The sequence below is a fragment of the Mycobacterium sp. genome, assembly GCF_032162605.1.
Classification (GTDB): Bacteria; Actinomycetota; Actinomycetes; order Mycobacteriales; family Mycobacteriaceae; genus Mycobacterium.
The window spans coordinates 1-22,123 of record NZ_JAVROT010000234.1 but is presented as its reverse complement, the minus strand read 5'-3'; the positions used below and the strand labels follow the sequence as shown (position 1 = coordinate 22,123).

Annotated in this window: 18 protein-coding genes and 2 pseudogenes; 11 read left to right on the top strand and 9 right to left on the bottom strand. The window is 65.1% G+C overall.

Features of this window, described 5'->3' with window-relative positions; translation table 11 throughout:
- Nucleotides 1–5 precede the first annotated feature (5 nt).
- Together QOI01_RS14280 and QOI01_RS14275 are read left to right on the top strand one after the other, a co-directional pair.
- Nucleotides 6–1,505 (top strand): CoA-acylating methylmalonate-semialdehyde dehydrogenase, encoded by a 1,500-nt coding sequence (locus QOI01_RS14280; RefSeq protein WP_526381925.1) that lies wholly within the window; start codon nt 6–8, stop codon nt 1,503–1,505.
- Nucleotides 1,506–1,603: 98 nt separating this feature from the next.
- Nucleotides 1,604–2,455: a sugar phosphate isomerase/epimerase family protein gene (locus QOI01_RS14275; protein WP_526381923.1), complete on the top strand. Its 852-nt coding sequence runs from the start codon at nt 1,604–1,606 to the stop codon at nt 2,453–2,455.
- 2 nt (nt 2,456–2,457) lie between these two features.
- Here QOI01_RS14275 and QOI01_RS14270 read toward each other — a convergent pair whose 3' ends face one another.
- The 7 genes and pseudogenes from QOI01_RS14270 to QOI01_RS14240 form a co-directional block, all read right to left on the bottom strand.
- On the bottom strand, nt 2,458–3,108 hold the full coding sequence (locus QOI01_RS14270) for a TetR/AcrR family transcriptional regulator (protein ID WP_526381921.1): 651 nt from the start codon (nt 3,106–3,108) through the stop codon (nt 2,458–2,460).
- Nucleotides 3,105–4,141: pseudogene (locus QOI01_RS14265) on the bottom strand (NAD(P)H-dependent amine dehydrogenase family protein). Before QOI01_RS14265 ends, QOI01_RS14270 begins: the two are co-directional and overlap by 4 nt.
- A 52-nt stretch (nt 4,142–4,193) precedes the next feature.
- On the bottom strand, nt 4,194–5,054 hold the full coding sequence (locus QOI01_RS14260; RefSeq protein ID WP_526381919.1) for an SDR family NAD(P)-dependent oxidoreductase: 861 nt from the start codon (nt 5,052–5,054) through the stop codon (nt 4,194–4,196).
- 78 nt (nt 5,055–5,132) lie between these two features.
- Nucleotides 5,133–5,438 carry a VOC family protein gene (locus QOI01_RS14255; protein WP_526381917.1) on the bottom strand — a complete coding sequence of 102 codons (306 nt, stop codon included), beginning with the start codon at nt 5,436–5,438 and terminating at the stop codon, nt 5,133–5,135.
- A gap of 434 nt (nt 5,439–5,872) precedes the next feature.
- On the bottom strand, nt 5,873–8,047 hold the full coding sequence (locus QOI01_RS14250; RefSeq protein WP_526381916.1) for a glutamine synthetase III family protein: 2,175 nt from the start codon (nt 8,045–8,047) through the stop codon (nt 5,873–5,875).
- A gap of 422 nt (nt 8,048–8,469) precedes the next feature.
- Nucleotides 8,470–8,868 carry a type II toxin-antitoxin system VapC family toxin gene (vapC, locus tag QOI01_RS14245; RefSeq protein WP_526381914.1) on the bottom strand — a complete coding sequence of 133 codons (399 nt, stop codon included), beginning with the start codon at nt 8,866–8,868 and terminating at the stop codon, nt 8,470–8,472.
- The gene (locus tag QOI01_RS14240; RefSeq protein WP_526381912.1) at nt 8,869–9,096 is read right to left on the bottom strand and encodes a type II toxin-antitoxin system VapB family antitoxin; all 228 of its coding nucleotides are present in this window, start codon (nt 9,094–9,096) and stop codon (nt 8,869–8,871) included.
- 80 nt (nt 9,097–9,176) lie between these two features.
- Here QOI01_RS14240 and QOI01_RS14235 point away from each other — a divergent pair, with 80 nt between their 5' ends.
- Together QOI01_RS14235 and fdhD are read left to right on the top strand one after the other, a co-directional pair.
- On the top strand, nt 9,177–11,525 hold the full coding sequence (locus QOI01_RS14235; protein ID WP_526381910.1) for an FdhF/YdeP family oxidoreductase: 2,349 nt from the start codon (nt 9,177–9,179) through the stop codon (nt 11,523–11,525).
- Entirely contained in the window at nt 11,518–12,378 is an 861-nt protein-coding gene (gene fdhD / locus QOI01_RS14230) for a formate dehydrogenase accessory sulfurtransferase FdhD (protein ID WP_526381908.1), read from the top strand. The genes QOI01_RS14235 and fdhD overlap by 8 nt, the downstream gene beginning before the upstream one ends.
- Before the next feature lie 38 nt (nt 12,379–12,416).
- On the opposite strand, the gene QOI01_RS14225 is transcribed toward fdhD, so the two are convergent.
- The gene (locus QOI01_RS14225; protein ID WP_526381906.1) at nt 12,417–13,205 is read right to left on the bottom strand and encodes an IclR family transcriptional regulator; all 789 of its coding nucleotides are present in this window, start codon (nt 13,203–13,205) and stop codon (nt 12,417–12,419) included.
- 55 nt (nt 13,206–13,260) lie between these two features.
- Here QOI01_RS14225 and QOI01_RS14220 point away from each other — a divergent pair, with 55 nt between their 5' ends.
- The 7 genes and pseudogenes from QOI01_RS14220 (at nt 13,261) to cynS (ending at nt 20,678) form a co-directional block, all read left to right on the top strand.
- On the top strand, nt 13,261–14,256 hold the full coding sequence (locus tag QOI01_RS14220) for a 2-dehydro-3-deoxygalactonokinase (RefSeq protein ID WP_526381904.1): 996 nt from the start codon (nt 13,261–13,263) through the stop codon (nt 14,254–14,256).
- The gene (locus QOI01_RS14215) at nt 14,253–14,885 is read left to right on the top strand and encodes a bifunctional 4-hydroxy-2-oxoglutarate aldolase/2-dehydro-3-deoxy-phosphogluconate aldolase (protein WP_526381902.1); all 633 of its coding nucleotides are present in this window, start codon (nt 14,253–14,255) and stop codon (nt 14,883–14,885) included. Before QOI01_RS14220 ends, QOI01_RS14215 begins: the two co-directional genes overlap by 4 nt.
- Nucleotides 14,886–14,927: 42 nt before the next feature.
- Nucleotides 14,928–16,076: a galactonate dehydratase gene (gene dgoD / locus QOI01_RS14210; RefSeq protein ID WP_526381900.1), complete on the top strand. Its 1,149-nt coding sequence runs from the start codon at nt 14,928–14,930 to the stop codon at nt 16,074–16,076.
- A gap of 11 nt (nt 16,077–16,087) precedes the next feature.
- Nucleotides 16,088–17,404 (top strand): MFS transporter, encoded by a 1,317-nt coding sequence (locus QOI01_RS14205; RefSeq protein WP_526381898.1) that lies wholly within the window; start codon nt 16,088–16,090, stop codon nt 17,402–17,404.
- Between the two features lie 141 nt (nt 17,405–17,545).
- The gene (locus tag QOI01_RS14200; protein ID WP_526381937.1) at nt 17,546–18,880 is read left to right on the top strand and encodes a glycosyltransferase; all 1,335 of its coding nucleotides are present in this window, start codon (nt 17,546–17,548) and stop codon (nt 18,878–18,880) included.
- 13 nt (nt 18,881–18,893) lie between these two features.
- Nucleotides 18,894–20,216, top strand: a complete 1,323-nt coding sequence (locus QOI01_RS14195; RefSeq protein WP_526381896.1) for a nucleotide disphospho-sugar-binding domain-containing protein — start codon at nt 18,894–18,896, stop codon at nt 20,214–20,216.
- Between the two features lie 5 nt (nt 20,217–20,221).
- A pseudogene (cynS, locus tag QOI01_RS14190) lies at nt 20,222–20,678 on the top strand (cyanase).
- A 63-nt stretch (nt 20,679–20,741) separates the two neighbouring features.
- Here cynS and clpX read toward each other — a convergent pair.
- Nucleotides 20,742–22,022 (bottom strand): ATP-dependent Clp protease ATP-binding subunit ClpX, encoded by a 1,281-nt coding sequence (clpX, locus tag QOI01_RS14185; RefSeq protein ID WP_526381895.1) that lies wholly within the window; start codon nt 22,020–22,022, stop codon nt 20,742–20,744.
- Nucleotides 22,023–22,123 lie beyond the last annotated feature (101 nt).

Here is a 22,123-nt window from a genome sequence, read left to right as displayed (position 1 = left end):
TGGAAATGACCAACACCATCGGGCACTGGATCAACAACAAGGCCTACCCGGGCACCGCAGGCACCACGGCGCCGGTGACGAACCCCGCCACAGGTGAGATCACAGGCGAGCTTTCGCTGGGCGGCGTCGAAGATGCGCGCGCCGTGATCGACGCAGCCGCCGCCGCGTTCCCGGCGTGGCGCGACACCTCGCTGACCAAGCGCACGCAGATCCTGTTCAACTTCCGCGAACTGCTCAACAACCGCAAGGGCGAGCTCGCCGAGATCATCACCAGCGAGCACGGCAAGGTGGTCTCCGACGCCCTCGGCGAGGTGAGCCGCGGCCAAGAGGTCGTCGAGTTCGCCTGTGGTATCCCGCATCTGCTCAAGGGCGGCTTCACCGAGAACGCCTCGACCAAGGTCGACATCTACTCGATCCGCCAGCCCCTCGGCCCCGTCGGAATCATCTCACCGTTCAACTTCCCGGCCATGGTGCCGATGTGGTTCTTCCCCATCGCGATCGCCGCGGGCAACACCGTCGTCCTCAAGCCGTCGGAGAAGGACCCCTCGGCGTCGCTGTGGATGGCCGGACTGTGGGCCGAGGCCGGGCTTCCCCCCGGGGTGTTCAACGTCCTCCAAGGCGACAAGACCGTCGTCGACGAGATGCTGACCAATCCCGCGCTCAAGTCGATTAGCTTCGTCGGGTCCACGCCGATCGCCCAGTACGTCTACACCACCGGAACCGCCGCGGGCAAGCGCGTCCAGGCCTTGGGCGGTGCGAAGAACCACGCGGTGATCCTGCCCGACGCGGACCTGGATCTGGCCGCCGACTCGATGGTCAACGCAGGCTTCGGCTCCGCGGGCGAACGCTGCATGGCCATCTCGGCATGCGTCGCCGTGGGCCCCATCGCCGACGAGTTGGTGGCCAAGATCGCCGAGCGCACAACGCCGCTGAAGATCGGCGACGGGACCAAGGATTCCGACATGGGCCCACTTGTCACCAAGGCGCACCGCGACAAGGTCGCCTCCTACATCGACGCAGGCGAGGCCGACGGCGCGAAGATCGTCGTCGACGGACGCACCGTCACGGGCGGTGCCGGGCGGAACACTGACGGCTTCTGGTTGGGTCCCACCCTGATCGATCACGTCACGCCTGAGATGAGCGTCTACACCGACGAGATCTTCGGCCCCGTGTTGTCGGTCGTGCGTGTCGAGTCCTACGACGAGGCACTCGACCTGATCAACTCCAACCCGTACGGCAACGGCACCGCGATCTTCACCAACGACGGCGGCGCCGCCCGGCGCTTCCAGAACGAGGTCGAGGTCGGCATGATCGGCATCAACGTGCCCATCCCCGTGCCGATGGCCTACTACAGCTTTGGCGGCTGGAAGGCCTCGCTGTTCGGCGACACGCATGCCCACGGCACCGAGGGTGTGCACTTCTTCACCCGCGCCAAGGCCGTCACCAGCCGCTGGCTCGATCCCAGCCACGGCGGCATCGAACTCGGCTTCCCCCAGAACCAATAGAGAGTCATCCACCCTTTGCCGCGAGCGTGCGTGTCTGACCGGCGACACGCCGCTCGCGGCGGCAGGTTGGGCACGCTCGCGGAGACCAGGAGCCATCGATGGTGAAGCAACACAGGCTCATCGCCACGTCGTGGAGTAGTGCCGGCAACGTCTCCCCGGCCGACAAGCCAGGTACCAGTCCCGTCCCGATCGGTGAGCGGATCACCGCGATCGCGGATGCGGGCTTTTACGGATTCGGCTTGATCGCCGATGACCTGATCGCGATCCGCGACTCCATCGGCTTCGCGGCGTTGTCTGGCCTGATCGCCGAGGCCGGGTTGATTCACACCGAGATCGAATTGCTCGAGCGGTGGTGGATTCCGCGCGGTCAACCCGGCCACACCCACGAGGTTCGCGACCTTCTGTTCGAGGCCGCCGAAGCGTTGGCGCCGGTCTTCGTCAAGATCGGTTCCGAGAACGGACCAGCGATCTCCGATCCGATGCGCCTCGCCGTACCGTTGCGGGAACTCGCGGCGCAGGCGGCCGCACACGGAACGCGGATCGCGATCGAGACGATGCCCTTCTCGGCCATCGCCACGGTACCGATGGGTGCCGAAATCATTGCTGCGGCAGGACATCCGGCAGCAGGCCTGCTCGTCGACGCCTGGCACGTGTTCCGGGCGGGTACCTCCCTGGATGAGCTCTGCACCGCGCTGCGGCCGGAGATGATCTTCGGTGTCGAGCTGGACGATGCAGCACCCGAGGTGATCGGGACGCTGTTCGAGGACACCGTCGATCGCCGGTTGCTCTGCGGCGAGGGCTCTTTCGATTTGACCGGACTGGTGCGGGTGCTACGCAACCTCGGCTTCGACGAGCCGTGGGGTGTGGAGATCCTGTCGACGTCCTACCGGGCGCTTCCGGTGGACCAGGCGCTGAAACTCGCTGCGGAGTCAGCGCTCAGCGTGCTCTGACCTCACCGACCGAGACCAGATCGTCCGAACAGGCTCTCGGCCGAGAGGTACAACGTCAGGACATCGATCAACGCGTCGAGTCGCCGACTTGTTTCGTACTTCGTGGGCGAAACCATCTGCGGCAGAGTCAACCCGCGCAAGCACGCCCAGATGAGGTCGGCGATCGCCGTGCTGTCGCGGTCGGGGACCAACTTGGCGCCGAGTGCGTTCAGTCCTTCGTTCAGTTCGGCGAGGTGGCCCTTGAGCTTCTTGTTGCGAGTGACGCGGGTGGCCACCAGGATCTCCTGGGCCGCCAGGGACGTCGGATTGCTGAATGCCGACCACGCGGCCTCGACGACGGTGGAAACCCGTTCTCGCAGCGGACCGTTCGGGATGGCGACGTCGGCGAGGGTGCGTCGCAACCCATCGAAGCCCTCGTCGACCACGGCCATCAGCAGTTGGTCGCGGTCGCCGAAGTGGTACTGGATCACGCCCCAGCTGACGTTGGCCCGTTCGGTGATGTGCTTCGCGCTGGCCGCGCCGAATCCCTCCTCCAGGATGCAAGCCACCGTTTCGGCGATGATCGCCGCCCGGGTCTCGTCGCCGCGCTGCTGACGTGTTTCGCCGCGGCGTGTCGGCGCCGGGCGGGACCGGGCCTGCCGGGCTGTCGTCATCGCATCACACCGTGAACTTGAACGATCGGCAGATCTCGCAGCGAGACGATACCCGGCGGCGCGACACATACCGCCGCGACGGAGTTGATCGCCTTGGCTGCGGTGGCGATGACACCGCACTCGTTCTGATCGATCTCCCCGGAGCCCACATGGGCATTGATCTCGACACCTGGCCTGCCGGTCACGACGACGCGGTGTACGCCGCCCCGCCCGTCGGGTGGATAGGGCCAGTCGGGCGCTGCGGCCTGGGTGAGGCGATTCACGTGTTCCATGACGATCACCGGCTCCCCGCCCGTCATTCCCTCGACTGCGAACCGCACCGCCGCGATGTGGCCGGGGTCGACGTGAATCATGGTGCAGTCGATCGGCTCGCGGGTCACCCACGTCTCGTGTCGCTCGCGGACCTCGTCGAGTTCGATCCCCGTACGGTCGGCCAGATGCCGCACCGGCCCGCCCCAGATCGAACGCAGCACACCGGGCAGGAACATCAACGGCGGATCTGCTCGGGAGTGAAGCCGAAACCGAAACTCACGCCAGTGAACTCGGCGTCGTCGTAGGTCCCGTAGTCGAAGACCTCCTGGACGGTCACCGATGTCGCGGATTGGCACAGGCTCAGCGCGGCGAACGGCAACATGTCCCCGCAGAACCCGGGGTCGATGCCGTTGACGTACATCGTGGTACCGCCTTCGAGGCAGGCCGCTTCCAGCGGATCGCGAAGACACGCAGGGGCGGTCTCGGGATTGATCAGCCAGACCAGCGACGTCGCAACCACATTCGTACCGCCGCGCAGAAAGGCGGTGATCTCGGCAAGCGCATCGATCGCCCGAGTCTCTCCCCGCGAGGTGTACACGACACAGTCGGCATGCAGGGCCACCAGGGAGTCGAGGTCATCGGTCGCGATGATCCCGGTGTCCTTGGCCAGACCGCACAGGTCTGCGGCGTCGCGGCCGATCTTTCTCGGACTGCTGGCGTGGACCCCGACCAGTTCGAGGTCGGGGTGCTCGATGACGTGCCGCAGTGCGTGCTGGCCCACGTTGCCAGTCGAGAACTGAATCACTCTGAATGTCAAGGGAACTCCCGGTGTCTCACAACAGGTCGGTGATGGGCTTCAGGCCTGCGTCGTAGAGGACGCCCGGCAACATGCCGCCGTCGATCTCGATGGTGGTCCCGTTGACGTAGTCGGCCTGTCCGCTACACAGGAACACAACGGTCCGACCGACCTCGGCGGCGCCGCCTGCGCGCTTGAGCGGAACCTTCTTGAAGTACTCACTGCCGTCCTTGTCATCCGATGGCAGCACGAAGTCTCGGAAGTTCTCGGTCATGGTGGGGCCGAGCGCGAGGCAGTTCACCCGGATCTGCGGTCCCCATTCCTGAGCGAGTGACCGTGTCAGATGATTCAGGCCGGACTTCGCCGCACCGTAGGACACCAGTGTCGGCGAGCCGGCCGGATGGCCTGCTCCGCTCGAGATGTTGACAATGGATCCCCCGCCACCGCGGCGCATCTCACGACTGACCCGGATGGCGAACCAGAGCGGGCTGATGAGGTTCATCTGGATGGCGAAAGCGTGGAACAGCACACTGCGCTCGAAGCCGTCATCGCTGCGCGGACTGCCCTGAATCCGTTGCACCAGTTCTGGAACGGCGTCCACGCTGGGACTCGGGACGGTCCCACCCGCGTTGTTGACCAGGATGTCGACCCGCCCGTAGGCATCCATCGCCCTGCCCACGAAGGCATCGATCGCGCGGTGGTCGCCTTGGTCGCACACCCATTGTGCGGAGCGTTCGCGACCGCCGGGAACTCTCGCTGCCGCCGGCATCTCATCGAGCGGGGAACGAGAACAGCCAACAACGGTGGCCCCCTCGCGCAACAACTCCTCTGCGATCCCGTCTCCGACGCCGCGGCTGGTACCGGTGACGATTGCCACCTTGCCGTCCAACGAACCCACGATCAGCCCCTGTCCGTCATTGAGTCATAAACATAGTGCGTTCAATTTTATATTGGGTACGTCCTGCACGATCCGTACTCACAGCAGATTCGTGGACAACAGTGTCAGTGGCATCCCGAGCATGGTGGCGAGTTGAACCTCGACGAGCTCGAGGCCATGCTCGCTGCGGTCTTGCCGGAATTCGCACGACGCCCCGCATCGTCGCGCGATCTCCGTAGAGGTGTCTGCGCCGTCGAACCGGATGACCACCGAGTACACGCCATCACCGCGCTGAGCCAGAAAGTCGGCTACAGAACCGGGATTCGACGGCGAGTCAGCGGTAGGCGTGACGAGTTCGATGCCGCGATCCCAGTCCAGGGCCACCCGTAGACCGACGTCTGGCAACTCGTGCGTCTGAAACCGAAGGCCAAGGGCCCTCCAAGAACTCCATCGCCGTGTCGAGACGTTCGGGTGCCACGGCGAAGACAACGTGATGCATCAGGGGTAGCTCGCCTGACATCGAATCTCGATCCTGCGCCAAGGCTGGCGGACGCACAAAACATTAATTCATCAATACTTCGATAGGCATCGGATTGACGAAGGCGGCCCGCGAGCGTGCGCGAAATACCGTCGTGCCCGGCGTGTCGTGGTACAGACACGCACGCTCGCGGCAAAGGGTGAGGTGCGTGCGAGGGGTGAGGTGCGTGCGAGGGTGAGGTGGAACACCTAACTGAACCGTCGAGTGTGGAGGCTGCGGTTACCAGTGCCCGCCACAGGGGACGGGATACCTCCACACTCGACGATGTCCGATGTCGCCGCCGGGGCGGCTCCGGGTCTGATCAGAGGATGTAGAGCATCTCCTGGTAGGTCGGCAGCGGCCACAGATCGTCGGCCACCACGCTTTCCAGCGAGTCGGCCGCGGCACGGACCGCGTCCATCGCCGGCAGCAGGCTCTGCATGTGTGCGGCCTCGTCCATCGCCTCGGTCGCCGAGTGGTCCTCGACGCCCTTCTTCAGATCGACCAACGCGCTGACCAGATCGGCAACGGTCGCCGAGAGGTCCTCGAGCAACACGGTGCTGGGCTCGATGCCTGCGGCCTTGAGGGTGGCGACGTTCGAGGCCAGCTCGGTCTGGTAGCGCAGCGCCGCAGGCAGGATCACCGTCGTACCGAGCTCCAGGGTCAGGCGGGCCTCGACGCCGACCGTGAGCGCGTACTGCTCCAGGCCGATCTCGTAGCGGCTGTGCATCTCCCGGTCGTTGAATACGCTGTACTTCTCGAACAGTGCGATCGCGTCCGGCTTGATCAACTCCGGCAGCGCATCCAGCGTGGTCTTCAGGTTCGGCAACCCGCGAGAAGCGGCTTCAACCTGCCAGTTGTCCGAGTAGCCGTCGCCGTTGAACACCACCGCACCGTGTTCGGTGATGATGTTCGTTAGCAGCGTCTGCACTGCCTTGTCGAAGTCGGTGCCATCCGCGACTGCCTTCTCCAGCTCGGTGGCGCAGTAGTCCAGCGCCTCGGCCATGATCGTGTTGATCGTGACCATCGGCCCCGCCACCGACTGCAGCGAGCCCGGCGCGCGGAACTCGAAGCGGTTGCCGGTGAAGGCGAACGGGCTGGTGCGGTTGCGGTCGCCGGGATCGGTGGGCAGCACCGGCAGCGTGTCGACCCCGATGATCATCGAGCCCTTACCCTTCGACGACGTGGCCGCACCCTTGGCGATCTGCTCGAACACGTCGGCGAGCTGGTCGCCGAGGAAGATCGAGATGATCGCGGGCGGGGCCTCGTTGGCGCCGAGCCGGTGGTCGTTGGTGGCTGAGGCCACCGACGCCCGCAGCAGGCCGCCGTATTTGTGCACGGCCCGGATGACGGCCGCACAGAACACCAGGAACTGCGCGTTCTCGTGCGGGGTGTCGCCGGGGACCAGGAGGCTGCCGAGATCGGCGTTGCCCAGCGAGAAGTTGACGTGCTTACCCGAACCGTTGACACCGGCGAAGGGCTTCTCGTGGAACAGGCACTCCATGCCGTGCTTCTTGGCGATGGTCTTGAACGTCGTCATCAGCAGCTGCTGATGGTCGGCGGCGATGTTGGCCCGCTCGAACATCGGGGCGATCTCGAACTGGCCCGGCGCGACCTCGTTGTGCCGTGTCTTGGCCGGGATGCCCAGCTTGAACAGTTCACGCTCGGTGTCCATCATGAAGCCGAGCACGCGCTCCGGGATGGCGCCGAAGTAGTGGTCGTCGAATTCCTGACCCTTGGGCGGCTTGTGGCCGAACAGCGTCCGTCCCGAGTTGAGCAGGTCGGGGCGGGCCACGAAGAAGTGGCGGTCGATCAGGAAGTACTCCTGCTCGGCACCACAGAACGAGACGACGTGGTCGGGCTTGGTATGACCGAACAGCGTCAGGATGCGCTCGGCGTGGGCACCCATCGCCTGCTGCGAACGCAGCAGCGGCGTCTTGTGATCAAGCGCCTCACCCGTCATCGAGACGAAGACGGTCGGGATGCACAGCGTGTTGCCGTTGGGGTTCTCCAGCACGTAGGCCGGGCTGGTGACGTCCCAGCCGGTGTAGCCACGGGCCTCAAAGGTGTTGCGCAGGCCGCCGCTGGGGAAGCTGGAGGCGTCGGGCTCACCCTGAATCAGGGTCTTGCCCGCGAACTCGGCCAGCGTCGAGCCGTCCGAGACCGGCTCCAGGAAGCTATCGTGCTTCTCCGCGGTGAGGTTGGTCAGCGGGTAGAAGACGTGCGCGTAATGGGTCGCGCCCTTCTCCAGCGCCCAGTCCTTCATCGCGGAGGCGACCGCGTCGGCAACCGACTGGTCGAGCTTCGCGCCATGCTCGATCGTCGCCATGACGGACTTGTAGATGTTCTTGGGCAGCCGCTGCTGCATGACGGACTTGCTGAAGACGTTGGATCCGAAGATCTCGCCAGGTGCTTCGCCCGGGTCGAAGCTCGCAGTCGGCGGCACATAACCCTCGACATTGTTGATCGCCTGCAAACGGGTGGCGTTTCCGCTCAATTGAGTTCCTATCGCTGCGGGGCGTCCGGTCGTTGTTCGCGGACGCCGACCGGCCCACACTAAGAACGCCAGGTTCCAGGACTGTTACGTGCGCGTCACCGCCACAATGCGGATGCGGAATACGGGCAGTGAGGGGGAATGAACCGTGCACTCCCATTGCTGGTGACGGGGATGCTGCTTCTCTGCGCGGGCGAAACGACGCAAAGACCGTCGTCTCCTGACACTTCAGCAACGTCCGGCACTTCCACCCCGACCACCACCGGGCTCCTTCCCTCCGGTGTCCCGACCGAGGGCGCAGGTCGGATCGTGCCGTTGGGCGAAGCGCCCGAGGGTTGTCCACACTGGTGGCGCTCAGCGAAGTTCTTGGTACGACCGTACCGGAGCTCATCGACGCAATGTACGGACGCATTTTGGGACGAATCTCAGAGCAACGACAACGTCTGCAGCCCGCAATGCGCGGCAATGACCTCGAAGTCGCGGTCCCGATGCGCGACGGGCACGTCGAGCCGCAGCGCCATCGCTGCCACCAGGCAATCGGTCATGCTACGCACCGTGTCGCCCTGTCGCCTGCACTGACGATGGATTGCAGCCGCGTTCTCGGCGTCGCGCATCGGAGCGAGCGGCTCGATACCAAAGTGCTGCAGCAGCCGGAGTCGATCCGACGCCATTGTTTCGCTCGTCTGGCCGATGAGCAGTTCCATCATCACGAGCTCAGGCACGACCACGGCTGAGGAAGCGGCAATCCGCTCCCTTAGCCATTGGCTGGCGTTCGACGTGGACGTGTTGAGGAAGTCGATCCACACCGAGGTGTCGACGATCAACTAGAACTCATCGTTCGGGCCGAGATCCACGCCTGAGAATGACTCGATTTCGTCGTTGGTGTATTCGAAGCCAGTGCCTTGCATTGCCAGCACTTCGTCGCGTGACATTCGATCACCGACGAGTCTGCGCAGCGCGAAATCGACCGCGCTTCGCTTGGAGTCGAGCCGGTAGGTCTTCATCACGACGGCTACCAGTTCGTCGTCGATGTCGATGTTCGTCCGCGACATGACACCATGATACACCTCAAGGTGTATACCGCCGCCGGTGCGGTGGCGACGGGTTTCGACCACAGGCCTAGATTGGAAACATGGGAATCCGGCGTCGAATGACTGGTCGCGATGTCACCCACGACATCGGGGTGAAGTACGACGAGCACGACGTCGTCACCACCGGCGCGGAGCACGAGGCCGCCGGCGTGAAGGCGGTGATGGTCTCGCTGCAGCGCGGCGTGACGTCGATGGGTCCGTTTCGCACGGCCGCCGCGCTGGTCCGGCTCAACCAGCGAAAGGGATTCGACTGCCCAGGCTGCGCATGGCCCGAGGAGCACGGTGGCCGCAAGTTCGCCGAGTTCTGCGAGAACGGTGCCAAGGCGGTCGCCGAAGAGGCCACCAAGCGCGTCGTCACGCCGGAGTTCTTCGCACGGCACTCCATCGCCGACCTGGCCGAGCGCCCCGAGTACTGGCTGAGCCAGCAGGGCCGCCTGACCCACCCCATGCTGCTGCGCGCTGGCTCAGATCCAACACGAGACCACTACCGACCGATCAGCTGGGACCACGCGTACCACGTGATCGCCCAGCATCTGAATGCGCTCGACAGCCCCGACGAGGCGGTCTTCTACACATCCGGGCGGACCAGCAACGAGGCTGCCTTCCTCTATCAGTTGCTGGTGCGCAGCTACGGAACGAACAACCTTCCGGACTGCTCGAACATGTGCCACGAGTCGTCCGGGACGTCTCTGACCGAGTCGATCGGCATCGCCAAGGGTTCGGTGACCGTCGAAGACCTCGAAGACGCCGACCTCATCGTCATCGCGGGACAGAACCCCGGCACGAACCACCCTCGCATGCTGTCGGTACTGGAGAAGGCCAAGGAGAACGGCGCGAAGGTCATCGCGATCAACCCGTTGCCCGAAGCCGGTCTGATGCGGTTCAAGGATCCGCAGAAGGTGCACGGCGTCATCGGCCGCGGTATCGGCATCGCCGACGAGTTCGTGCAGATCCGTCTCGGCGGCGACATGGCTCTGTTCGCCGGGCTGGGCAGGCTGCTCCTCGAGGCCGAGGATCGCGCGCCGGGCACCGTGGTCGACCGCGACTTCATCGCCGAACATTGCGCGAACTTCGAGGCGTGGGAGGCACAGGCACGCGCGGTCGACATCGACACCGTGCTCGAGGCCACGGGCATCGACCGCGACCAGCTCGAGCGGGTGGCGCAGATGTTCATCTCCTCGGAGCGCACGATCGCGTGCTGGGCGATGGGCCTCACGCAGCACCGTCACGCGGTCCCGATGATCTCCGAGCTCACCAACGTGCTGCTGATGCGCGGCATGATCGGCAAGCCCGGTGCGGGGGTGTGCCCGGTGCGCGGTCACTCCAACGTGCAGGGCGACCGCACCATGGGGATCTGGGAGCAGATGCCCGAGCCGTTCCTGGCTGCACTCGACACCGAGTTCGGCATCGTCAGTCCGCGCAAGCACGGGATGGACACCGTCGACGCCATCCGCGCCATGCGCGACCGGCGCGCATCGGTGTTCATCGGGATGGGCGGAAACTTCGCGATGGCAACCCCGGACACCGAAGTCACCGAGGCCGCGCTACGCAGCTGCTCGCTCACCGTGCAGGTCTCGACCAAACTGAACCGCAGCCACGTCGTGCACGGCACCACGGCGCTGATCCTGCCGTCGCTCGGCCGGACCGACAAGGACCTGCAGAGTGGCGTCAAACAGCAGGTCTCCGTCGAGGATTCGATGTCGATGGTGCATCTGTCCCGCGGCAGCCTGCAGCCGCCGGGCGAACAGGTGCGAAGCGAAGTCGCCATCGTCTCGCAGCTGGCCCGCGCCGTGTTGGGTGAGGACCACCCGGTGCCCTGGGAGACCTTCCCGGCCGATTACGACCGGGTGCGCGACGCGATCGCCGCCGTCGTTCCCGACTGTGCGGACTACAACCGGAAGGTCCGCCAGCCCGACGGCTTCCAGCTCCCCCACCCGCCGCGTGATTCTCGCGAGTTCCCCACCACCACGGGCAAGGCCAACTTCGCGGTGAACCCGCTGGAGTGGATTCCGGTCCCCGAGGGTCGGCTGGTGCTGCAGACGCTGCGCAGCCACGACCAGTACAACACGACGATCTACGGGCTCGACGACCGTTACCGAGGGGTGAAGGGCGGCCGTCGGGTGATCTTCGTCAACCCCGCTGACATCGCTTCGCTCGGCTTCGCCGAAGGCGCACGCGTCGACCTCGTCTCCGAGTTCGCAGACGCGGCAGGCGAAGTCGAGGAACGCCGTGCCGAGGACTTCATGATCGTGCCGTACTCGACACCGGTGGGCAACGCGGCGGCCTATTACCCCGAGACCAACTCGCTGGTCGCCCTTGACCACGTCGCGGCCAAATCGAATACGCCGGTCTCCAAGGCAGTGCTGATCCGACTGGAAGCTCGTGGGTAGGGTCACGGCGCGCAGGCGGGCCAGCCATCTCACCGCCGACTCGGCGACCTCGAGGGCCGAAACCCTGGCCGTCGAAGAGCCGATGGAGATTCGCATCAACGGCGCGGTGATCACCGTCACGATGCGCACGCCCGGCTCCGATGTCGAACTGGCACAAGGCTTTCTGCTCACCGAAGGCGTGATCGGTCAACGGGACGACATCGCGACAGTCCAGTATTGCCGCGGCGCGGCAGTACCGAACCCCGAGTCGCTGCGCTCCAGCCCGCCGAATGACAGCGGGAACTCCTACAACGTGCTCGACGTGACGCTGGCCCCGAACGTGCCCATGCCCGACGTGGACGTGACCCGCAACTTCTACACCACATCGTCCTGCGGTATCTGCGGCAAGGGTTCCATCGACGCCATCCAGTTGATCACCCGCCACTCCCCCGGCGACGATCCCACCGTGGTCGCCTCCGAGACGTTGTCCGCCATGCCCGATCAACTCCGCAGTGCGCAGCGGATCTTCGCCGCCACCGGCGGCCTACACGGCGCTGCACTGTTCGACTCGGACGGCACGATGCTCGTCGTCCGCGAGGACATCGGACGGCACAACGCCGTCGACAAGGTCATCGGCTGGGCGCTGGAGAACGACCGAATCCCGTTGACGGGCACCGTTCTACTGGTCAGCGGGCGCGCATCGTTCGAACTCACCCAGAAGGCGGTCATGGCCGGCATCCCCGTGCTCGCGGCAGTGTCCGCACCGTCCTCACTGGCGGTCGACCTGGCAAGCCAGGCCGGTTTGACGTTGGTGGCGTTCCTCCGTGACGATTCGATGAACGTCTACACCCGTCCGGACCGCGTCAAGCACTGACATGGTGGCGAAGCTCGGCACCGTCGCGGCGAGCCTCGTCAGTTCTCCTGGTAGCCGAGCGCAGCTGAGATGCGGCCGGCGGCGCGTGAGACGACGGGCACCAGACCACGCATCCGGGCGGACGGCATGTACGGCCTGGTCGCGGACACACTGATCGCGCCCACGATCTTTCCTGACACATCGCGGACTGGCGCTGCGACACATCGGATGCCCGGCTCGTTGTCCTCCAAATCCAGGGCAGCACCGCGCCGGGCGAAACTGCGCATCCGCGTGCAGAAGTCCTCGACGTCGATGTCCTTGGCGATCGGCGAGAGCTGCGGGTGTGCCAAGTCGGCCTCGAAGGCGTCGCGCCATCGGTCCGCGGAGTCCAGCAACAGCGCCTTCCCGACACCAGCCCGCGTCAACGGCATTCGGTAGCCGATGCGAGAGCGCATTTCGGCGCCTCGGGAGCCTGGCAGTTTGTCGAGATACAGCACCGAGCCCCCGTCTTCGACTGCGAGGTGCACGGTGTCGCTCACCTGCGCCGAGAGTTCCTCCAGTACCGGCCGCGCAACCACGGGGAGCGGATTGCCGTGCAGCGCTTTGAATCCCAGATCGATCAAGGCCGGACCGAGCGAGTACCCCTTGGTCCCGAGCCGCAGGAAGCCTTGCTGGAGCAGCAGTTGAATCAACCGGTGTGCCGTGCTGCGCCCCAAGTCTGTTCGCTCGGCCACGGTTCGCAAATCGACGGCGCCGTCGGCAACGGCCTGAATCACCGATAGCCCGCGAGCCAGCGTCTGCGTGCCCGCGGGGATCTCGGCCGTCAATCCGTACATATCGTCGAGCATTCCATATATGGGGACGACAGTTGCAAATCCGGGACAGACTTCCGACAGTGGCCTCGTGACCCATGCCACCACCATCCCGCGGACCCCAGTGCTCATCGCCGTCGACTGGGGCACGACCTCCCTGCGGGCATGGCTCATGGGAGATGGCGGCCGGATCCTCGCAACGCGCCGCCACGCCAAGGGATCACTCAGCATTGCCGAACTGCCCACCAACGAACGCACCGCCGAGCACGAGCGGATCTACCTGGACGTCTGCGGCGACTGGATACACGAGAACCCCCAACTTCCCTCCATCGCATGCGGAATGGTCGGCAGTTCGGAGGGCTGGACCGACGCCGGCTACCTTTCCGTCCCAACCGATCTCGCCGTCAACGGAGCGGATCTCACCGAGGTGCACCATCGACTCGGAAGCGTGCACCTCGTCCCGGGCCTGCGGATCGCCTCCCGCCGTGACGCACCTGGAGACGTGCTTCGCGGCGAGGAAACTCAGCTGATCGGCGTTCTCGATCTGGTCGAGCACACCGACCTGCCACACACGATCGTGCTGCCCGGCACCCACACCAAATGGGTCCAGGTGGACAAGCGAGAGGTCATCTCCTTCACCACCGTGATGACCGGCGAAATCTTCGGCCTGCTCATCGGGCACGGTCTCCTCGCCAGGACCGCACGGCCCGGTCGACGCGACGACAGCGCATACGCCCGTGGCCTTCGTACCGCAGCGGACAGGGGATTGCCCAGCGAACTGTTCGGCGGGCGCGCGCTGGTCCTCGACGGTCTGCTCGATGCGGATTCGCTTCCCGACTACGTGTCGGGTGTCCTCATCGCCGACGAAGTTCGACATCGACTACCGACGTGCGTGAACCCTCAACGAATCACGTTGTGCGGTGCGCCAGATCTCTGCCGGCGATACGCCACGGCGCTGACCGAATGCGGTGCGGAACCCCGGATCGTCACGGAAGAGGCGACCGTCCGCGGGCTGTGGGTGGTTGCCCAGCGAGCCGGACTGGTCGACCCGAACCGCAGTATTCGACAGGAGGCGACCACCCTATGAACGCCCCCATTGCCACGGAAACCGGCTTGGTCGCCATCCTGCGAGGGATCACCCCCAACGACGTCGTCGCCGTCGGCACGGCACTGGTCGACGAGGGCTTCACCGCAATCGAAGTACCGATGAACTCCCCCAACCCATTGCGTTCGATCGAACTCCTGGCCACCGCGGTCGGCACCAGGTGCGTCATCGGCGCAGGCACCGTGTTATCGGTCGAAGATCTCATCAGGACCGAATCCGCCGGCGCCAAGATCATCGTCGCGCCCAACACGGATCCGGAAGTCATCGCGGCGGCGGTGTCCAGAGGGTTGCGTCCCTACCCCGGTGTCGCAACACCGACCGAGGCATTCACCGCCCTGAGAGCGGGTGCTCGCAGCCTCAAATTATTTCCGTCCGAATCCCTCGGAATCACTGGGATGAAGGCGATTCAGGCCGTCCTGCCAGCGGGTACCGAACTGATCCCGGTCGGGGGGATCGACCACTCCAACCTGGCGGCGTGGGCGGTGGCAGGAGCGGGCGGAGCCGGAATCGGCAGCTGCCTCTATCGCCCAGGCGACAATCCCGACGACGTCCGCGTCCGTGCACGCGGGTTCGCCGAGATCTGGGCCGATTCGCGGTCACTCGACTCCTGACATCTCCGCCCGCAGCAACTGAAACACGAAGGAAGTAGCGCCATGAAGATAGCGTCCCTGACCACCTACGCTGTGCCCCCACGGTGGCTGTTCCTCAAGATCGAGACCGACGACGGTTTGGTGGGATGGGGCGAACCCGTACTGGAAGGTCGTGCCGCCACGGTCGCGGCGGCAGTCGAGGAACTCTCCGACTACCTCATCGGACAAGATCCCACGCAGATCGAGGATCTTTGGAACGTTCTCTACCGCAGTGGCTTCTATCGCGGTGGTGGCATCCACATGAGCGCCTTGGCCGGCATCGACCAGGCACTCTGGGACATCAAGGGCAAGGCCGTCGGCCTTCCCGCCTACGAACTGCTTGGCGGCAGGGTCCGTGACCGCATCAAGGTTTACTCCTGGGTGGGCGGCGACCGGCCGGCTGACACGGCCACCGCGGCACGCGATGCCGTCGACCGCGGTTTCTCTGCCGTGAAAATGCTCGGGACGGAGGAACTTCAGTACCTGGACAGCTGGGATAAGGTCGAGCGCTGCGTATCCAACGTCGCAGCGGTCCGCGACGCCGTGGGCCCCCACATCGGCATCGGCGTCGACTTCCACGGACGCGTTCACAAGCCGATGGCCAAGGTTCTCCTGCGGGAACTGGAGCCATTCCATCTGATGTTCGTCGAAGAGCCGATACTCTCCGAGCACCTGGACGGCTTCCTCGATGTGCTGCGGCAATCTCCGATTCCCATCGCCCTTGGCGAAAGGCTGTTCTCTCGTTGGGATTTCAAGAATGTCCTGAGCAGCGGTGCCGTCGACATCATCCAGCCTGATCCGTCACACTGCGGTGGAATCACCGAGGCCCGCAAGATCGCTCACATGGCAGAGGCCTACGACGTCGCTCTGGCGCTTCACTGTCCACTCGGTCCCATCGCCCTGGCGACATGCCTGCAGATCGACGCCGGATGCTACAACGCCGCCATTCAAGAGCAGAGCCTTGGAATCCAGTACAACACCACCAACGATCTCCTCGACTACCTGGTCGACCCAACGGTTTTCGAGTATGTCGACGGCTTCGTCAACATCCCTTCAGGACCCGGTCTTGGCATCGAGGTCAACGAAGACTACGTGGCGCAACGCGCTGCCGAAGGCCATCGATGGCGCAACCCCGTCTGGCGCCACACTGACGGCTCGATTGCGGAATGGTGAGGACGCCCCACATGCGCGCAAGCCTGAACTCCACCACCCCGGCGACCAGAGCCCGCGTGCTCATCGCGGTCATGCTGTTCGTGACGGTCGTGATCAACTACGTGGACCGAGCCAACCTCTCCATCGCGATGCCGGCGATCGCGTCCGAACTTGACATATCCAAGGCGCAGCAGGGGCTCCTGCTGTCTGCGTTCGGGTGGACCTACGCAGCACTGCAGATCCCGGGCGGATGGCTGATCGACCGCATTCCGCCCAGGATCCTCTATCCGTCCTGCCTCGTACTCTGGTCCTTGGCAACGGTTCTCATGGGGATCATCGGCGGCTTCGTTGCCCTCATCATGTTGCGGCTGATGGTTGGAGCCTTCGAAGCCCCGGCGTACCCCATCAACAACCGGGTCGCCACGGCGTGGTTCCCCGAGCGGGAGCGAGCCTCGGTGATCGGTTTCTACACGTCCGGGCAATTCATCGGCCTGGCGTTGCTCACCCCCGTCCTGTCCTGGTTGCAGGCCGTCACGTCTTGGCACTGGGTGTTCGTCGCTACGGGCGTCGTCGGCGTCGTGTGGGGCGGCATCTGGTACCTGAAGTATCGCGAACCCAGAGACTCTCGCGCCAACGACGCCGAGATCGCGTTGATCAAGGAAGGTGGCGGACTCGTCGACCTCGATCAGAACCCCACCCGTGCGGCCGTCACCCGATCGGACCTCGCAACGGTCCTCGGGCACCGGAAACTGTGGGGCATCTATCTCGGCCAGTTCTGCCTGACCTCAACGCTCTGGTTCTTCCTCACGTGGTTTCCGACCTATCTCGTCGAGTACCGCGACATGGACTACATCAAGTCCGGCTTCCTTGCCTCGTTGCCGTTCATCGCCGCGCTCGTCGGTGTTCTGTTCTCTGGGTTGTTCTCCGACTTCCTGTTCAAACGGGGGTTCTCACTCGGCGCCGCTCGCAAGGGCCCCATCGTGACGGGGCTGCTGCTGAGCACCGCCATGCTCGGGGCGAACTTCACCGACTCGACCACACTGGTCATCGTCTTCCTGTCGATCGCGTTCTTCGGCAATGGATTGGCGTCGATCACGTGGTCTCTGGTGTCTGCACTGGCTCCGATGCGCCTGATCGGCATTACCGGCGGAATGTTCAACTTCATCGGCAACCTGTCGTCGATCGCCACACCGATAATCATCGGTTTGATCGTCACCGACGCCAGCTTCGCACCGGGATTCGTCTACATGACGGTCATCACCGCGGTCGGCATCGCTTCGTACGTCTTCCTCGTTGGACGCGTCGAACGCGTGCCGGACCGCCTCGACGCGCCGGTAGCGGCCCCTTGAGGCGCCAGGTTCAGTAAGGCAGCCCTGCCCCTACCTGCGATCTCCACCCGATCTCCACACAACCTCCAAGCTCGAGACCGCTCGATCGCGAAACATCGACTCCTGTCGATGAACGTACGAACGAACGAGGGAGCCATCACCATGGCAGAGATTCTGATCGCGGCATGCCCACCCACCGGACACGTCGCGCCGCTGCTGAACGTGGCCCGCGGCCTGGTGATCCGAGGCCATGACGTCACCTTCCTAACGTCGGCCCGGCATGCCGACAAGGTTCGAGCGACGGGTTCGACCCTGCACCCGTTGCCCTACGGCGCGGATTACGACGACTCGTCGTTGGACGCCGACCTTCCTGGGCGCGCCGAGACGTCCGGCGTCGCGCGAGTGAACTTCGACGTCAAGCACATCTTCGTGCGACCGCTGCCGCACCAGGCCGCTGCGCTGGACGAGTTGATGGCCACCCGACGGTTCGACGCCGTCATCGCCGATGCCTTCTTCTTCGGCGTGTTGCCGATGCTGTTGGGAGAGCGCGCCAACCGGCCCCCGGTGCTGACCTACTCCACGACGCCACTGCTCCTGAGCAGTCGGGACACCGCGCCGGGCGGCACCGGCCTCCTTCCCGGCACCGGAGCGTTGGGCCGACTGCGGAACCGCGCGTTGAACGTGGCGTCGCAGAAGGCTCTCCTGCGTCCGTCCCACCGAGCCGCCGAACTCATGCTGGAGGCGCTGGGCCAGCCGGAACTGCCCGTCTTCGTGCTCGATTCCGCCGTGCTGGCCGACCGGATGATCGTCCCCACCATCCCGAAGTTCGAGTACCACCGCAGCGACCTGCCGGCCCACGTGAGGTTCGTCGGCGCGGTCAATCCCGAACCCACCGACGGATTCGTCGCGCCACGGTGGTGGAGCGAGCTGTCCGAAGACCGGCCCGTCGTGCACGTCACGCAGGGCACCATCGACAACGCCGAGGTGGGCAGGCTGATCGAACCGACGATCGAGGCGCTCGCCGACGAGGACGTCACCGTCGTGGTGACCACCGGCGGGCGTCCGACCTCCCAACTTCGCAAGCCGCTGCCGTCGAACACGTTCGTCGCCGAGTTCATCCCGCACGACATGTTGCTCCCCTCGGTGGACGTCATGATCACCAACGGCGGGTACGGCGCCGTGCAGCGGGCGCTGACGGCCGGGGTGCCGCTGATCGTCGCGGGCAACACCGAAGACAAGCCCGAGGTCGCCGCACGCGTCGAACGATTCGGCGTCGGCGTCAATCTGCGGACCGGTACTCCGAGCCCAGGCGCCGTGCGACGCGCGGTGCGCGAGGTACTCGAAGACGCGGCGTACCGCACCGCCGCACGGAGCCTGCAACGCGCCTACGCTCGCCGTGATGGAGTCGCCGAAATCGCCGACCTGGTCTACGAAGTCATCGCCGAACACAGTGTGGGGGCGCCGTCCCACGACCGCACCCTCACGACCACCCGTTGACGGCGAGGCGCACGTGCCGCACATCCTCATCGCAGTGCTGTCTCCGACCGGACACGTCAGCCCCTTGCTCGGCGTCGCAGCGGACCTCGTGGCCCGCGGCAACCGTGTCACGGTGATGACCGGCGGCGTCCACGCCGCGGCGGTCAGAGCGGTTGGTGCCGAGCTACATCCGCTGCCACCGATCGCCGATCTCGACGATTCGCAGTTCGACTCGTCGACCCGCGGTGGGACCTCGGGTATCGAGGCACTCAACCTCGCGATCATTCGAATGTTCCTGGTGCCGATGCGCCATCAGGTCGCCGAACTGTCGGCGGCGATGGCCCGCACCCGGTTCGACGCGATGATCGTCGACTACGGTTTCGTCGGAGTCATCCCGTTCCTGCTGGGAGACCCGGCGCGCCGGCCCCCCGTGCTGTACTACACCCCGACACCGCTGATGCTGTCGAGCCGTGACACCGCGCCAGCCGGACTGGGCTTGCCTCCGCACCCTGGCATGTTCGGACACCTGCGCAACCTGGTCCTTAACCTCTACTCCCAGAAGGTGGCGCTCCGGCAGTCGCACCGCGCCGCGAATGCAATGCTGAAAGAGATTGGCGCGCCGAGGCTCCCGATGTTCCTCCTCGACGTCGGCGTGCTCGCGGACAGGTTCATCGTGGCGACCGTGCCGAGCTTCGAATACCCTCGCAGCGACCTGCCGCCGAACGTCCGCTTCGTCGGAAGGGTGCACCCGCTTCCGTCCCACGAGTACGTACGTCTTGGGTGGTGGGACGAGTTGGACGGCGCTCGGCCCGTCGTCCACGTCACTCAGGGCACCGTCGACAACGAGGATCTCAGCCGGCTCATCGAGCCGTGCATCGAGGCGCTCGGCGGGGATGACGTGACTGTCGTCGCGACGACCGGCGGGCGGGACGTTCGCGACATCACGGTGGCACGGCCCGCCAATGCCCGTGTCGTCGAATACATTCCGCACGACGTATTGCTGCCGAAGGTCGACGTGATGGTCACCAACGGTGGGTACGGGGCCGTCCAGCGCGCGCTGTCGACGGGCGTTCCACTCATCGTTGCCGGTAGCACGGAGGACAAACCCGAGGTCGCCGCCCGCGTCGCGTGGTCGGGGGCGGGCATCGACCTCAGGACGGGCAGGCCCAGCGCCGAAGTGATCCGAGGCGCCGTGCGTCGGGTCCTGAGCGACGGACGCTATCTGCGCCGCGCCCGCGAACTGGAGGCGGACTTCGCGCGGCGCGACGGAATCGCCGAGATCGCCGCGCTCGTCGACGACGTCACTGGCAATCACCACCGCTTGTCACACCGGCGAAACAGCCACAGCGGATCCTGAACGGCATGACGAGAGAAGAGATCACCCAGCAGATCATCGCGGCCCGGCTCGCCAAGGCCCTCACCTGGCAGGAACTCGCCGACGCGATCGAGCGCCCAGTGGTGTGGACGACCGCGGCGTTGCTCGGCCAACACCCGATTCCGCCAGCGTTGGGTGCAGTCCTGGTCGAGCTGCTCGGTCTCGACGACGCCGCGGTGGCCCGTGCTCGCGGCGGTGCCGACGCGAGGTGGTCTGCCGACCGCGGTACCCACCGATCCGACGATCTACCGGTTCTACGAGGCACTCTCGGTGTACGGCGGAGCGATCAAGGAGTTGATCCACGAGCAGTTCGGCGACGGCATCATGAGCGCCATCAACTTCAGTCTCGACGTCGAGAGGAGGCCTCATCCCGGCGGCGACCGCGTCGTGGTGACGTTCGACGGGAAATTTCTCCCCTACGAGTGGAACTCAGCCAATGAATGATCCGAATGCACGAAGGGTCGTGAATCTCGTAGATTCACGACCCTCAGTACGACCGAAAGAGGGTTAGGCGCTCTTGTCGCGGCGCTCGGAGCGCGTCGGCTTGCGCGGCACGATCGTCGGGAGAACGTTGTCCTCGACGGTCTCCTTGGTCACCACGACCTTGGCGACGTCGTCGCGGCTGGGGATGTCGTACATCACCGGCAGCAGGACCTCTTCCATGATGGCACGCAACCCGCGAGCACCGGTGCCGCGGTGAATGGCCTGGTCGGCGATGGACTCCAACGCGTCGGGGGTGAACTCCAACTCGACACCGTCCATTTCGAACAGCCGAGCGTACTGCTTCACCAGCGCGTTCTTCGGCTGCGAAAGGATGGTGACCAGAGATTCCTTGTCCAGGTTGGTCACCGACGCCACGACCGGCAGGCGCCCAATGAACTCCGGTATCAAGCCGAACTTGATCAGGTCCTCGGGCATGACCTCGGCGAAGTGGTCCTGCGTGTCGATCTCCGCCTTCGAGCGGACCTCGGCGCCGAAGCCGAGACCGCGCTTGCCGACGCGGTCGGACACGATCCGCTCCAGCCCGGCGAACGCACCCGCCACGATGAACAGCACATTCGTGGTGTCGATCTGGATGAACTCCTGATGCGGGTGCTTGCGGCCGCCCTGCGGCGGGACTGACGCCTGCGTGCCCTCGAGGATCTTCAGGAGTGCCTGCTGCACGCCCTCACCGGAGACGTCGCGCGTGATCGACGGGTTCTCGCTCTTGCGGGCGATCTTGTCGACCTCGTCGATGTAGATGATGCCGGTCTCGGCGCGCTTTACGTCATTGTCGGCGGCCTGGATCTGCTTGAGCAAAATGTTCTCGACGTCCTCACCGACATACCCGGCCTCGGTCAGCGCCGTGGCGTCGGCGATCGCAAAGGGAACGTTGAGCATCTTGGCGAGGGTCTGGGCCAGGTAGGTCTTGCCGCAGCCGGTGGGACCGAGCATCAAGATGTTGGACTTGGCCAGCTCGACGGGCTCCGCGCGCGAGTCGCGCGACTTCTCCTGAGCCTGGATTCGCTTGTAGTGGTTGTAGACCGCGACGGCCAACGTGCGCTTGGCGGTGTCCTGACCGATGACGTAGCCCTCGAGGAATTCGCGAATCTCGGCGGGCTTGGGCAGCTCGTCGAGTTTGACGTCATCGGCGTCGGCGAGCTCCTCTTCGATGATCTCGTTGCAGAGGTCGATGCACTCGTCGCAGATGTACACACCGGGTCCCGCGATGAGCTTCTTGACTTGCTTTTGGCTCTTTCCGCAGAATGAGCACTTCAGCAGATCACCGCCGTCTCCGATACGCGCCATTGTCCTGCGGCCCTACTTTCCTGATCGCCGTCGGTATGTCTCGGTTTGGTGGATCACCTCGGGTGTGCTCCCGACGCTACCCGTATGTTCCGGCACCTTGC